Source organism: Curtobacterium sp. MCLR17_036 (assembly GCF_003234445.2).
Lineage (GTDB): Bacteria > Actinomycetota > Actinomycetes > Actinomycetales > Microbacteriaceae > Curtobacterium.
In genome coordinates this window covers 1,665,613-1,678,289 of sequence record NZ_CP126269.1, presented here as the reverse complement: position 1 = coordinate 1,678,289, position 12,677 = coordinate 1,665,613, and the positions used below count along the sequence as shown (strand labels likewise).

Genomic DNA, 12,677 nt, shown 5'->3' with positions numbered 1-12,677 from the left:
CGCCCACGCACAGGAGCGCCGTCGGGGGTGCGGTGCGAAGATGGGGCATGCGCAAGGACGACCTGACCGTCGACGAAGCCGCGGTCATTGCCGAACACGCCCGCTCCGGTGCCCTCGAGCTCGACGATCCCGAGGTCCGGAAGGTCGTCGAGCAGGCGAACCGGGTGCTCGTGCGTGCGCAGATGTGGGGCGAGGAACGCAGCCCGAAGCTCCGGCGTCGCCGACGGTTCATCGCGGTCGGCGCGCTCCTGATGGTGTGCGTCTGGGTGGCCGGGCTGCTCGTGCCCCTGGCGATCCGGATCGCCGAGTAGGACGAGCAGCGCGGGTCAGGGACGGCCGCGGGCGTTCCGGGCCAGCAACCACAGGTAGGTGCTGTGCCCGAGCAGGGCGATGCCGAAGAACACCGCGGCGACGGCGTAGACGCGGTCGAGCTTCCCCTGGCCGATCACGAGCATCACGATGCAGAACACGACGGCGACGGCGAGGACGCCGACCTGGATCGTCGACCAGATCCGTCGGAAGCGCGGCATGCCCGTCTCGTTCACGTGACCATTCTGCCGGAAACACGTCCGGACCCGGACGTGGACGGGGTCAGTGGTTGCGGAGTTCCTCGACGAGCTCGGCCTTCCGCTTCGACGAGTAGCCGGTCAGCCCGAGTTCCTTCGCCCGCTTCCGCAGGTCCGCGACGGTCCAGTCGTCGTACGAGCCGGACTCCCCGCCCTTGCGCCCGACGGCCTTCGTCCCCCGGGCGGCAGCCGCGTTGCTGATCCGCGCGGCCTTCTCCTTCGAGGCACCCTGCTCGCGCAGCGCATCGTACATCTCGGGCTTCTGCAACTGGTCGGGCACGGCACGAAGCGTACGCGCGACGGCTCAGTCCTTCTCGGGGTCGTGTCCCCAGTTCATGAGCGACCAGCGCCAGTGCGAGTCGTGCACGTCGCCGTCGGGACGCTGCGCCGCGTGCCGGGCGACGTACCCGACGACCTTGCGCATGTGCGCGCGGTCGGCGTCGGTGAGCTCGGCCTGCTTCTTGCCGAGGATGCGCACGATGTGGCGCCCGCTCTCGTGCCCGGTCGACTCCCCGCCGCCGGACGGCTTCTGTCCGACCTGCTTCGACTCGTCGGTGTCGAGCCAGTGGCGGAGCTCGGTTGCCGTCATGTTCACGGCGGCGTCGAAGTCCTCGCGCGTCTGCCGTTCGTCATCGCTCATGCCCTGACCGAACTCCGCACTCCTGGGGATCGGTCCAGAGGCGGTTGGTTCGCTGGTGCGCACGAACAACGATCCACAGGAGGCACTCCATGCGCGCAGTCGTGTGGCACGGCATCGGCGACATCCGACTCGAGGACGTCCCCCAGCCGACCATCCAGGACCCGGAGGACGCGATCGTCCGGATCACCCGCAGCGCGATCTGCGGCACCGACCTGCACTTCGTCCGCGGCACCATGGCACCGATGGAGCCGGGCACGATCCTCGGCCACGAAGCCGTCGGGGTCGTCACCGAGGTCGGCGACGCCGTGCGCGGCTTCAGCCCCGGCGACCGCGTCGTCATCAACTCGACCGTGTCGTGCGGCGCGTGCCGCTACTGCCGGATGGGCAAGACCGCGCAGTGCGACCGCTCGAACAGCAACGGCCCGCAGGCCGGCACCGCGTTCTTCGGCGGCCCCGCCTCGACCGGTCCGATCAACGGCCTGCAGGCCGAGTACGTCCGCGTGCCGTGGGCCCGGAACACGATGCACCCGCTGCCCGAGAACGTCTCCGACGAGCAGGCGATCCTGCTCTCCGACATCTTCCCGACCGGCTGGTTCGGCGCCGAGCTCGCCGGCGTCACCCGCGGCGACGTCGTCGTCGTGTTCGGTGCGGGCATCGTCGGGCAGTTCGCCGCCGCCTCCGCGTACAAGCAGGGTGCGGCGCGCGTCATCGTCGTCGACGGCGAGGAGACCCGTCTGGCGGCCGCGCTGTCCCAGCACTGCGAGGTCGTCGACTACAACCGCGAGGACCCGGTCGAGGCGATCATGGCGCTCACCGACGGTGTCGGCGCGGACTGCGTCATCGACGCCGTCGGGGTCGACGCCGAACGCCCGAAGCGGGGCCCCGCCGCCGTGGACCAGGAGCAGGCCGACGCGTTCGACGCCGAGGTCGCCGCCGTGGCTCCCGACGCCGCCCCGCAGGGCCACGGCGACGCGCAGCAGTGGAAGCCCGGCGACGGCCCGTCGCAGGTGTCCCGCTGGGCGGTCGCCGCCGTCGCCAAGTACGGCCGCATCGGCATCATCGGTGTCTACGGCCCCACCGCCGAGCAGTACCCGATCGGCGAGGCGATGCTCAAGAACCTGACCATCCGCATGGGCAACTGCGACCACCACTCGGTGACGCCGCCGCTCATCGACATGGTCGCCGCCGGGCAGTTCGACCCGACGGCACTCATCACCGAACACGAGCCGATCGCGTCCGCGATCGACGCCTACGAAGCATTCGACCGGCGCGAGCCGGGCTGGATCAAGGTCGAACTGGAGGCCAACTGACATGCCCGAGGACCAGTACGAGTTCGGGGACCCGCGCACGCGCTACCCCGACGTCAAGCCGGAGCCGCAGACCCAGGCCGAGCCGGGCCTCCAGTCCGAGATGGACCCGGTGCCCGACCTCGGTGAGACGAGCTACCGCGGCACCGGCCGGCTCGCCGGCCGGAAGGCCCTGATCACCGGCGCCGACTCCGGCATCGGCGGCGCCGTCGCGATCGCCTTCGCCCGCGAGGGCGCCGACGTCGCGCTCGCCTACCTGCCCGAGGAGCAGTCCGACGCCGACCACGTGATCGAGCAGATCCGGGCCGCCGGGCGCACCGCCGTGGCGATCCCCGGCGACCTGCGCGACAAGGCGTACGCCCAGGAGCTCGTCGACCAGGCGGTCGCCGGACTCGGCGGCATCGACGCGCTCGTCAGCGTCGCCGGCAAGCAGCGCTGGCAGCCGGACCTGCTCGACATCACCGACGAGCAGTTCGAGGCCACGTTCGACGTCAACCTGTTCGGGCTCTTCCGGCTCGTCAAGGCGGCGCTCCCGCACCTGCAGCCGGGCGCGACCATCACGACGACCGCGTCGATGGAGGCCTACCAGCCGGCGGCGGATCGCCTCGACTACGCGGCGTCGAAGGGTGCGATCAACAACTTCTCGAAGGGGCTGTCGCAGCTGCTCGTCGAGCGCGGCATCCGCGTGAACATCGTCGCCCCGGGCCCGACGTGGACCGTGCTCCAGCCGAGCGGCGGGGTCGACCCGTCGACACTGCCGGAGTTCGGCTCGAGCGAGTCCCCGATGGGCCGCGCCGGCCAGCCGGCCGAGCTCGCACCGGCGTACGTGTTCCTCGCCTCGCAGGAGTCGAGCTTCGTGGCCGGCGAGACGCTCAACGTCAACGGGGGCATGGTCACCCCCTGACCACCAGCACCGGGTGGGAATGGAAACCGCCCGCCCGGTGTCGAACACTGCACCGAACGCGAAGGAGCACACCATGAGCCTCGACCTCCACGACCTCCACAAGAGCGCCGGGATCGACGACGACCGCACCTGCCTGCCGAAGTCGGCCCTGTCCAGCCTGCGCGACGAGCGCACCCCGTCCTTCGGACGGTGGCTCGGACAGATCAACGGTCAGGACTGACCGAGGACGCTCCACGCGAGGAACGGGAGGCGCGGTGCCGGACGGCACCGCGCCTCCCGTTCGTCCGTCCGGCAGCCACCGCGCTGCTACGGTGCAGCCATGTCCTGGGGTCGGCGGTACTTCGCGCTGCAGGCCGCGGGCGGAGCGGTCTGGTGGCTCGCCGTCGCCCTGGTCCCGGCAGTCCGGCAACTGACGCTCGGGTCGCTCGACCCCGTCACGGTGGCCGTCGTCGACGTCCCGCTCTTCGTGGTCGCCTCGGCGCTGGCTGCGGCGGGGCTGCGGTGGGCCGCCGTGGTGACCACCGGCTGGACCGTGCTGGTGCTCGCTGCCCTGGCCTGCTGGGCGACCGCCACGCGTGAGGCCGGCTGGGGCGTCCTGGTGATGACCGCCGCGGCCGTCGGGTCGGTGCTCGCACTGTGCCTGGTCATGCTCGGCCGTGTGCCGACCGAGTGGGTGACGTCCGGTCCCCTGCGGTTCGCGACCGCCGACCCGCAGGCCCCGCGATCCCGCCACGTGCGCGGGACCGTGCTGCAGATCGTCGTGTTCTGGGGCCTGTTCCTCGGCGTGTTCCCGCTCCTCGTCGCGGCCGCGGAGCACCGCTGGCAGCTCCACCCACCGCTCCCCCCGGCCGTCCGGACCGGAGCCACGGTGCTCGGTGTCGTCGTGCTCCTCGGTGCGAGCGCCCTCGGCATCGCCGCGGCCGCCGTGATGTCGACGCTCGGCGACGGCACGCCCCTGCCGTCCGCGTCGGCGAACCGCCTGGTCGTCGCCGGCCCGTACCGGTCCGTCCGCAACCCCATGGCGCTCGCCGGCATCACGCAGGGCGTCGCGGTCGGCCTGCTGTTCGGTTCGTGGCTCGTCGTCGTCTACGCCGTCGCCGGTTCCGTCGTGTGGAACTGCGTGGTGCGCCCGCTCGAGGAGGCGGACCTCGAGCGTCGCTTCGGCGACGACTTCCGGCGCTACGCTGCGCAGGTGCGCTGCTGGGTCCCCCGACCACCGGTCCCGTCGTCCGTGCGGTGACGACCCGACGGACGGGAGGCCCGTGGCGGCGTCGCGCCGGGCCTCCCGACCCTCAGCGGGTCGCGTCCGGACCCGGCAGGTCGCGGATCCGTCGGGCGGGCACCCCGGCGTAGACGCCGTGCGCCGTGAGGCGCCCGACGACCACCGCGCCGGCGGCCACGACGACGTCGTGCTCGATGTGCGCGCCGGGCACGACCGTCACGCGGCCGCCGAGCCAGACGTGCTCCTCGATCACCACCGGCCGTGCCGACGCGGTGTCGTCCCACCGGCCGCGGTCGTCGATCGCGTGGTGGCTCGTCATGATGAGCACCTGCATGCCGATGGCGGTGCCCACGCCGATCGTGACCGGTGCGACCGCCTCGACCGTCACGCCGCGGTTGCAGAACACCCCGCGGCCGATCGTCAGGTTGCGCGGGTCGCCGGTGAGCGAGAAGCCGGCCCCCGGCCCCGACTCGACGTGCGCGCCGACCGCCGTGAGCAGGCCGCGCCGGGCGACGCGCGGCAGCAGCGGCGAGCCGAGGAGCGCGGTCAGCAGCAGGTGCTCGCGGGCGTACGCGACGTCCTCGCGCAGCCGGGACCCGAGGCCGGGATGGGTGGTGGCGGTCATGCGGCCTCCGCAGGGTCGGGACGCCGCCGGTCGGACGCCCACTGCGGCACCGTACGGGCGCGGCCACCGGACCGGCCATCGGGGGCCTCCGCGGTTGCGCGATCCTTGCGGTACCCCGCCGAGGTGTGGTCCGCGGCCGGTCAGTCGCGGGCGGCCTGCGCGGTCTGGCGCGGGAGCTCGCCGAACTCCTCACGGTAGCTGCCGGCGAAGCGGCCGAGGTGCGCGAAGCCGGTCGCCCGGGCGATCTCCGCGACGCTGCGGTCGCCGCCGGCCTGCAACTGCTCACGGGCGAGCAGGAGCCGGATCCGCCGCAGGTACATCGTCGGCGTGATCCCGTGGTGCCGCTGGAACGCGGCCTGCAGGCCGCGGACGCTCAGACCCGCCGCCGCGGCGACCTCCTCGACGGTGATCGACTCGGTGGCGTGGTCGAGCAGGAAGGTCTCGGCTCGGGCGAACCGCGCCGTCGAGGCGAGGGCGGGCTCATGCCGCCCCACCGGCCAGTGCGGGATCGCCGTGAGCAGCCCGGCCGCGGCGAACCGGGCCAGCTCGTGCTCGCGGGCCGCCGACACCTCGCTCGGCCCGCGCAGCACGTGCTCGGCGACGGAGCGGACCGTCAGCCACCACGCCGCCAGCGCCGGCCCCTCGGGCACGTGGTGCGGTCGGAACCGCAGCGGCCCGGGCCGCCAGTCCCCGCGCTCGGCGGCGACCTGCTCGACGACCGTCCGGTCGATGCGCAGGACGTCGTGCTGGAAGTCCTCCCACCGGAAGCGCTGCGGCTCCTGTCGGTACAGGACGGGCCGCCCGATCGGCACCGGCTCGTCGTCGACGACCGCGGAGCCGGACTTCAGCCAGACGATCATCATCGTCGTCCCGGCCTCGACGGACCCGCTCAGGACGCCGGAGCACCCGGTCGACCCGAGGGACAGCAGCGCCGTGCCGCGGACCCGTTCCGTGAAGACGAACGGCCCGGAACCCGCCACGACGACGAGGTCGTGCGTCGTGTACGTGCGCGACAATGCCTCGGCGGCGGCCGAGGGTTCGGCGGTCGTGATCTCCCGCTGGGAGCGGTGCATCATCTCGGGCACGTGACGATCCTCGCGACATGTCGCCATCCGCGCAACGCACACCGCAGGGCGTTCCTGGGTCCGCGTGAGGGGGCGGTGGACAGGATGGAGTTCCGGAGGCACCACCCATGAAGACGATCCAGTACGACCGTTCGACGATCCTGACGAGCGACGACGTCGCCGACGCGGTGATCGAGTACGCCGCGGCCCTCGCCGGCGGCAGCCGAGCGGACACGATCGCGATCCCCGCGGTGGCCGCCGACGGCACCATGACGACGACGAAGGTGCTCATCGGGCCGTCGAGCCAACTCGTCGTCGAGGACGCCGACGAGGACGAGCTCGAGCTGGAGAACGGCGACTTCGTGGCGCGGTTGCAGGCCGCTGCGGCGACCTTCACCCACCACGACCCGATCCACGCGGACCAGCGGGACGACCTGCTGCCGGACGACCGGCGCCCGTAGCGTCCCGGTCGGCGTCGTCACCGGCCGAAGTCGGACCGGGAGACGGGGACACCGATGGCCAGCACGGACTCGGTACGGCTGGTGATCTCGCGCAGGAACGCGTCGCCGTCGGGTTCGAGGTCGTCGTCCGGCGCCGGTTCCACCGCGACCGCGACGGCCGGAGCGAGCAGGACCTCGACCGTGGCGGCCGATCCGTAGTCGTCGACCGTCGGGACGGAGACGACGTCGCTCAGCCGGCTCTGGTGCAGCGCCGCGGCGTAGCGCATGACCGCCTCGGCGATCGCGTCGCCGGTCAGGACACGGACGGTGCCCGCGTAGTTGAGGTACTTCACGGTGGCGGCTCCCTGGTGACGAGGAGCGCCCGCCACGGTGACGGGTTCCGGATCCCCCCGAACAGTAGGCCGCCGCGGGTGAGCGGCACACATGTTCGACCGACGGAGTCCCCCAGGGCCCCCGCACCCCGCGGTGCAGCGCCACCGGCGGTGTCCGGTTCCCGTACTGCTCTCGGCTCCCCGCTGGTACGAACAGAAGGGCGCCGCCGTTCCGTGCGGTGCGGGAAGGGAACGCATCTTGACCGAGATCACCGCCCACCACGGGCTCTTCAAGGACACCAACCTGCACGTCGACGACACCGGCGGCTCCGGCCGCACCGTCGTCCTGATCCACGGCTGGCCGCTGTCCGGCGAGTCCTGGAGCAAGCAGGTCCCCGCCTTCGTCGACGCCGGCTACCGGGTCGTCACGTACGACCGCCGCGGCTTCGGGCGCAGCGACAAGCCGAAGACCGGCTACGACTACGACCACCTGACCGAGGACCTGCACACCCTGCTCACCGAGCTCGACCTGCAGGACGTCACCCTGGTCGGCTTCTCGATGGGCGGCGGCGAGGTCGCACGCTACTTCAGCAAGTACGGCACCGAGCGGGTGCACAGCGTCGTCTTCGCCTCGGCGGTCCCGCCGTACCTGCTCCAGACGTCGGACAACCCCGACGGCCCCCTGCCGAAGTCGCAGGCCGAGGAGATGACGGCCGGCCTGACGAAGGACGCGGACGCCTTCTACGACCAGTTCACCACCGACTTCTTCTCGGTCGACGGCACCCTGGTCGTCTCCGAGCAGGACCGTCAGGAGGCCCTGGCTCTCGCGAAGCAGGCGTCGAAGACCGCCGCCCTCGAGGCCATGGCGTCCTTCGCGAACACCGACTTCCGCGAGGACCTGCCGAAGGTCACCGTCCCGACGCTCGTCATCCACGGTGACGGCGACGCCACCGTGCCCTTCGAGGGGTCCGGTGCCCGCACCCACGCCGCGATCGCCGGATCCGAGCTGCACGTCGTCGCGGGCGGCCCGCACGGCGTGAACGTCAGCCACCCGGACGAGTGGAACCGCGTCGTGCTGGAGTTCCTGCAGAAGTAGCACCAGCACCACCAGGAGACGTCGGGTCCGCCCCAGGACCCGACGTCTCCTGCGTGTCCGGGGTCGACCCCCTGGTGTGCACGGAACACGTGGGGCATCCTGGAGCCGTGCGGACGGCTCGGGGGTTCGGAACGGTCGGGGCGGCGCTGCTCCTCGCGGTGACGGGCGGCTGCGCGCTCGGGCCGGGGACGGCGTGCCCGGCGATCGGGTACACGAACACCGTCGAGCTGCGGCTCGAGGGTGCCGAGGCCGACCGCGTCGCACGGATCGCGTACTGTTCCGGCGCCGGGTGCACGCCGACCACCGCGCCGTCCCTCGCGCCGTCGGACGACGCTCCGCTCGCGCCGAGCGACGCAGCAGCGGCGCCGCGACCGGGCGCCGCAACGCCGGCCGCACCGCCGACGGGGACACCCGGGCCTGCCGCTCCGCTGTTCCCCGCCACGGAGCACGACGGCGATGTCTGGCGCATCGTCGGGATCGCCGACGCACCGGCGCAGGCGCGCGTCGCATTGCTCGACGAACGCGGCGGCACGCTCCGGACAGCCGAGGTGACCCTGCGGTGGACCCGTGTCGGCGGGTCCGAGCAGTGCGGCGGCCCGTCGACGGCACGCGCGCGCGTCGACCTCGACCAGGCGCACTGACGCCCGGCGCACCGACGCCGTGCGCATCAACACCGTGCGCACCGACACCGTGCGCATCACCACCGTGCGCATCAACACCGTGCGCGCGGACACGGTCCCGCATCCGCCGCAGGGACCGTGTGTCCGGCGACACAGTTCCCCCGGCAGGCGGATGCACCCGGGGCAGCCCCGCGGGACAGTGGAGCCGTGCGGGGAATCCGGGTGGACGCGGCCGCGGTCGTGGGGGCCGCGGCCGCGGGCCCGGGTGTCGCGGGCCTCGGTGTCGCGGGCCCGGGTGCCGCGGGCCTCGGTGTCACGGGCCCGGGTGCCGCCTTCACGGACCGGACCCGTTGCCCCGTGCGGGACACGGGGAGCAGACTGCGGCGATGGACCACGACGCAGCGCTGACCACCGCACTCGTCCCCGCCGGGGCGACGACGGCCGAGGTGGTCGAGTGGTCGACGACGGACCCGGACACCGGCGTCACCGCGACCCTGCACGATGATCTCGGCCCGGTGCGGATGACCGTGCGCACGATCGTCCGGACGGGCGAACGCCTGACCGACGAGGGGTTCGCGCACGGCGTCGCCACCGATGCGCTCACGCTCGCTGCGAGCGCAGCCCGGGCGTTCCTCGCCGCGCGCCTGCCACCGATCGAGTCGGAGGACCAGCGTCCCGCAGCGCTCGCTGCGGCCCGCGCAGTCGACGTCGAGGCGGATGCGCTCGGCGCCCGCCTGCCCGATCAGGACGTGTGGCCGATCCGAGCGGTCGAGGTCGATGGCGTGCGGTACGCCCTGCGTGTGCACGCCTTCCCCGACGGCGTCGCGGGCTTCGGCGACCTCGGATCCGAGGTCTTCACCGTCGCCGCCGACCGGCTGCCCGAGGACCTGGTGCTCCTGCGGCGGCCGGTGCGGGGACGGGTGCTGCTCGACGGGTGACGGCGGACGGCCGTGAGACGATCAGGGCCGCTCGTCCACCAGCGCCACGAAACGACTCCCCACGCCCTCGACCTCGCGGCGGGTGAGCCCTGCGGTGGGTTCGGGTGCCTGGTAGGGCGCGTGGTAGTCGCACATCAGGTAGTCCCACTCGGGCCACCACTTCTTCGGCCTCGCCGACTCCGCGTAACCGCAGACGACGCACTCCAGGCGGGTCCACACCTTCTTGGCACCGGTCCGGTTCGCCCGGGACTGCGCGAGCCACGCCGGCGGGTCCTGGTCGATCGCATCGAGCTCGGCCTCGCTGAGCCGTGCCGGGATCCCGTGGTGGACCGCCATCTCGATCGGGATGTCGAGTCGGATCGCGGCGTCACGTCGGGAGAGCATCCCCCCAGGGTAGGTTCTGTCGGCCGCGGGACCCGACACGCGGACGGTGAAGGACGCCCAGGCGTCCGGGGCCAGCTCCGGCCGCCCGGGCACGGCCCGGTGCTCGAGCACCCACTCGTCGTCGGCCTCCGCGGCCACGGACCGCCAGAAGGCCGACGCGACGGTGTTGGCGTCCTGGAACGCGACGGACCAGCGTCCGGGACGCTGTCCTGTCAGGCGACGGACCGCCTGCCGGCCGATGCCCGACCGGCGCGCGCCGTGCACGACGAAGAAGCTGCTGATCACGCCTTCGTCGGCGTCCAGGCCGCGCAGCACCGCGAGTCCGACGGGGTGGGACCCGAGACGGAACAGGTGCACGGCGCGGTCGGAACGCTCCAGTCCGGCGTCCAGGCGTTCCTGACGGAACCGCCCGTGCGCGTCGGGGAGCGCCGCGGTGAACGCGGACATCTCGTGCCGGAACATGGTCCAGAGCTGTTCGAGCACGGGTCGGTCCCGAGCGTCGGCTCGGTTGACGGTGAGGGCTGCTGTCGGAGTGGTCACACGAGAAAACCTCCACCGCGAGCGGTGGAGGTTTCGTACCCGTATCTTACCGCCCCGGGCGGCCGGACCGCCACGGGTCACAGTTCGGCAGCACGCACGAGGCTCGTGATCGGCGGCAGGCCCGCGCGCGTCGCTGGATCCGTCTCGTCGACGACCACGACCACCAGGACCACCTCGGCCCCGCACTCCTCGACCAGGCGGGCGACGGCGGACGCCTGGCTCCCCGTCTCGATCCAGTCGTCGACCAGCACGACCCGTTGCCCCGGAGCGAACAGGTCCCGCCGCGCCGAGAGCGTCCGGCGGTTGCCGCGGTAGTCGACCTCGGTGCGCCGCGCGACGAGCAGACCGGGGAACACCGCGCCGTCCTTGCGGACCGGGGCGAACCCGACGCCGAGCGCCAGTGCGACGGCGGGAGCGAGCACGAAGCCCCGCGACTCGATGCCGACGACGACGTCCGGGGAAGCCGCACCCGCCGACGCGGCGAGCGCTCCGACGATCGCCGCGAGCCCCGCTCCCGAGCCCAGCATCGTCCACGTGTCGGCCGCCCCGTCGATCCACCGGAACTGGTCGAGCACGACCGCACGCCCACGGTCCACCGCCTCGTCGTCGATCACGAGGGCCACGCTACCGAGCAGCGGGGCGACCACGGGCTCCTCCTGCTCTCAGGGTTCCAGCAGGCGACAGGACGATCTTCGAGGACATCGGGTGTGGCGCCGTGCCGAAGCCCGAGTGCCTGGGGGATCAGGATGCACGTTCGTCCGTCGTCGTCCCTGCACACACCTGGACACGAGGAGCAACCGTGAACAAACCCGTCCGACTCGCCGGAACCGTCCTGACCGTGTTGACGGTCGCAGCCGCCCTCACCGCGTGCTCGTCGGCGGACCCGACACCGGCGCCCTCGGCCTCCACGACGGAGGCCACCGACGTCACGACGTCGACCCCGACTCCCACTCCCTCCGAGACCGCGACCACCGTGCCGGAGACGCCGACTCCGACGCCCACGTCCCGCCCGACGTCGAGCCCCACCGGTTCGGCGCTCGCGCAACACATCTACGAGCAGTGCAGCACCGGCGCCGCCGACGCCGGCGTGCGACTGACGTTCACCGAGGACCCGTCCGGGTACACGGCTGCCAACGGGCACTACCAGCTCGTCTACCCCTTCGAGTTCCTCGACGGGCACGACGACCCGTACGCGATCTACACCTGCAGCCTCACCGACGACACGCTGCAGTCGACCTGGGTCGGTGGGGGCATCGGCGACAGCCGCTGACCCGGGGTGTCGGCAGCGCCCGGGCGCGCTCCGGCGCAGCGGGTCGAGGTCGCTAGGCTTCCGGCGTGCCGAGCCGTGACGAGATCCTGCGCTTCGACGAACCCCCGGTGCCCGCCGGGGCGAGCCCGTGGGTGGTCGAGCCGACGCCCACCGCCATCGAGGTGGTGGAGTACGACGCGACCTGGCCGGACATGGCCGAGCGGATCGCCGACCGGATCCGCGCGGCGCTGGGCACGCGAGCGGTCCGCATCGAGCACGTCGGGTCGACGGCCGTGCCGGGCCTGCCCGCCAAACCGGTGATCGACCTCGACCTCACGGTCGCCGACCCCGGGGCCGAGGACGGCTGGCTCCCCCGGTTGCAGGACGCCGGCTTCGTGCTGACGGTCCGGGAACCGTGGTGGCACGAGCACCGTCTGGTGCGCGGCGTCCACCCCGTCGGCGCGGACGCGTCCGACGGCCGGGGCGTCGCCACCAACGTGCACGTCTTCGGCCCGGACAGCCCCGAACTCGTCAAGCACGTCGTGTTCCGCGACTGGCTGCGCACGGACGCCGCCGACCGGGAACGGTACGCGGCGGCCAAGCGTGCCGCCGCGCACGGGACCGCGCAGCGCGTCATGGACTACAACGCCCGGAAGGAAGCGGTGGTCCGGGCGATCTACGACCGGGCGTTCCGCGCGGCGGGCTTCCTCGACTGACCACCACGGTGCCGGTACCCCTCCGACGCGGGGT

The 12,677-nt window shown here is 72.8% G+C and carries 19 protein-coding genes and 1 pseudogene; 11 read left to right on the top strand and 9 right to left on the bottom strand.

The genetic code is table 11. The features are described from left to right. Positions 1 to 47: 47 nt before the first annotated feature. Entirely contained in the window at positions 48 to 311 is a 264-nt protein-coding gene (locus DEI99_RS07955; RefSeq protein WP_071254954.1) for a hypothetical protein, read from the top strand. Between the two features lie 15 nt (positions 312 to 326). On the opposite strand, the gene DEI99_RS07950 is transcribed toward DEI99_RS07955, so the two are convergent. From DEI99_RS07950 to DEI99_RS07940, 3 genes are read right to left on the bottom strand one after another with little or no spacing between them, the layout of a single operon-like run. After that, entirely contained in the window at positions 327 to 545 is a 219-nt protein-coding gene (locus DEI99_RS07950; protein ID WP_071254952.1) for a hypothetical protein, read from the bottom strand. 46 nt (positions 546 to 591) lie between these two features. Beyond that, a complete protein-coding gene (locus DEI99_RS07945; RefSeq protein ID WP_502867017.1) occupies positions 592 to 846 on the bottom strand; it encodes a DUF7218 family protein in 255 nt (84 codons plus the stop codon). Between the two features lie 24 nt (positions 847 to 870). Next, entirely contained in the window at positions 871 to 1,206 is a 336-nt protein-coding gene (locus DEI99_RS07940) for a DUF3140 domain-containing protein (protein WP_111041852.1), read from the bottom strand. A gap of 89 nt (positions 1,207 to 1,295) precedes the next feature. On the opposite strand from DEI99_RS07940, the gene DEI99_RS07935 reads away from it, so the two are divergent. The 4 genes from DEI99_RS07935 to DEI99_RS07920 all read left to right on the top strand — a co-directional run bounded on the left by DEI99_RS07935 (position 1,296) and on the right by DEI99_RS07920 (position 4,657). Continuing rightward, the gene (locus DEI99_RS07935) at positions 1,296 to 2,516 is read left to right on the top strand and encodes a zinc-dependent alcohol dehydrogenase (RefSeq protein WP_111041851.1); all 1,221 of its coding nucleotides are present in this window, start codon (positions 1,296 to 1,298) and stop codon (positions 2,514 to 2,516) included. Between the two features lies 1 nt (position 2,517). Continuing rightward, a complete protein-coding gene (locus tag DEI99_RS07930) occupies positions 2,518 to 3,417 on the top strand; it encodes an SDR family oxidoreductase (RefSeq protein WP_111041850.1) in 900 nt (299 codons plus the stop codon). A 73-nt stretch (positions 3,418 to 3,490) separates the two neighbouring features. Further along, positions 3,491 to 3,637, top strand: coding sequence for a hypothetical protein (locus tag DEI99_RS07925; protein WP_181434446.1), 147 nt, complete (start codon positions 3,491 to 3,493; stop codon positions 3,635 to 3,637). A gap of 99 nt (positions 3,638 to 3,736) precedes the next feature. Then, entirely contained in the window at positions 3,737 to 4,657 is a 921-nt protein-coding gene (locus DEI99_RS07920; protein ID WP_111041848.1) for a methyltransferase family protein, read from the top strand. Positions 4,658 to 4,709: 52 nt separating this feature from the next. Here DEI99_RS07920 and DEI99_RS07915 read toward each other — a convergent pair whose 3' ends face one another. Then, on the bottom strand, positions 4,710 to 5,264 hold the full coding sequence (locus DEI99_RS07915; protein WP_111041847.1) for an acyltransferase: 555 nt from the start codon (positions 5,262 to 5,264) through the stop codon (positions 4,710 to 4,712). 140 nt (positions 5,265 to 5,404) lie between these two features. Then, positions 5,405 to 6,340 carry an AraC family transcriptional regulator gene (locus DEI99_RS07910; protein WP_258369409.1) on the bottom strand — a complete coding sequence of 312 codons (936 nt, stop codon included), beginning with the start codon at positions 6,338 to 6,340 and terminating at the stop codon, positions 5,405 to 5,407. 116 nt (positions 6,341 to 6,456) lie between these two features. Here DEI99_RS07910 and DEI99_RS07905 point away from each other — a divergent pair, with 116 nt between their 5' ends. Further along, positions 6,457 to 6,789 carry a hypothetical protein gene (locus DEI99_RS07905; RefSeq protein ID WP_111041845.1) on the top strand — a complete coding sequence of 111 codons (333 nt, stop codon included), beginning with the start codon at positions 6,457 to 6,459 and terminating at the stop codon, positions 6,787 to 6,789. Between the two features lie 17 nt (positions 6,790 to 6,806). On the opposite strand, the gene DEI99_RS07900 is transcribed toward DEI99_RS07905, so the two are convergent. Continuing rightward, positions 6,807 to 7,121 carry a hypothetical protein gene (locus DEI99_RS07900; protein WP_111041844.1) on the bottom strand — a complete coding sequence of 105 codons (315 nt, stop codon included), beginning with the start codon at positions 7,119 to 7,121 and terminating at the stop codon, positions 6,807 to 6,809. Positions 7,122 to 7,359: 238 nt separating this feature from the next. On the opposite strand from DEI99_RS07900, the gene DEI99_RS07895 reads away from it, so the two are divergent. From DEI99_RS07895 to DEI99_RS07885, 3 genes are all read left to right on the top strand, one after another. Continuing rightward, on the top strand, positions 7,360 to 8,196 hold the full coding sequence (locus DEI99_RS07895; RefSeq protein ID WP_111041843.1) for an alpha/beta fold hydrolase: 837 nt from the start codon (positions 7,360 to 7,362) through the stop codon (positions 8,194 to 8,196). A 107-nt stretch (positions 8,197 to 8,303) separates the two neighbouring features. Continuing rightward, on the top strand, positions 8,304 to 8,837 hold the full coding sequence (locus DEI99_RS07890; RefSeq protein ID WP_111041842.1) for a hypothetical protein: 534 nt from the start codon (positions 8,304 to 8,306) through the stop codon (positions 8,835 to 8,837). A 365-nt stretch (positions 8,838 to 9,202) separates the two neighbouring features. After that, complete coding sequence (locus DEI99_RS07885; RefSeq protein WP_111041840.1) at positions 9,203 to 9,754, top strand: hypothetical protein; 552 nt, start codon at positions 9,203 to 9,205, stop codon at positions 9,752 to 9,754. 21 nt (positions 9,755 to 9,775) lie between these two features. Here DEI99_RS07885 and DEI99_RS07880 read toward each other — a convergent pair whose 3' ends face one another. The 3 genes and pseudogenes from DEI99_RS07880 to DEI99_RS07875 all read right to left on the bottom strand — a co-directional run bounded on the left by DEI99_RS07880 (position 9,776) and on the right by DEI99_RS07875 (position 11,292). Continuing rightward, the gene (locus tag DEI99_RS07880; protein WP_111041865.1) at positions 9,776 to 10,138 is read right to left on the bottom strand and encodes a hypothetical protein; all 363 of its coding nucleotides are present in this window, start codon (positions 10,136 to 10,138) and stop codon (positions 9,776 to 9,778) included. Between the two features lie 219 nt (positions 10,139 to 10,357). Then, positions 10,358 to 10,585 (bottom strand): annotated as a pseudogene (locus DEI99_RS17215) (GNAT family N-acetyltransferase); the annotation flags it as partial. Positions 10,586 to 10,755: 170 nt separating this feature from the next. Next, positions 10,756 to 11,292, bottom strand: a complete 537-nt coding sequence (locus tag DEI99_RS07875; protein ID WP_220037149.1) for a phosphoribosyltransferase family protein — start codon at positions 11,290 to 11,292, stop codon at positions 10,756 to 10,758. 185 nt (positions 11,293 to 11,477) lie between these two features. Between DEI99_RS07875 and DEI99_RS07870 the strand changes: the two genes are divergently transcribed. Both DEI99_RS07870 and DEI99_RS07865 read left to right on the top strand, forming a co-directional pair. Further along, positions 11,478 to 11,948, top strand: a complete 471-nt coding sequence (locus tag DEI99_RS07870; protein WP_111041839.1) for a hypothetical protein — start codon at positions 11,478 to 11,480, stop codon at positions 11,946 to 11,948. A 65-nt stretch (positions 11,949 to 12,013) separates the two neighbouring features. Then, positions 12,014 to 12,643, top strand: coding sequence for a GrpB family protein (locus tag DEI99_RS07865; protein WP_111041838.1), 630 nt, complete (start codon positions 12,014 to 12,016; stop codon positions 12,641 to 12,643). Positions 12,644 to 12,677: the final 34 nt, after the last annotated feature.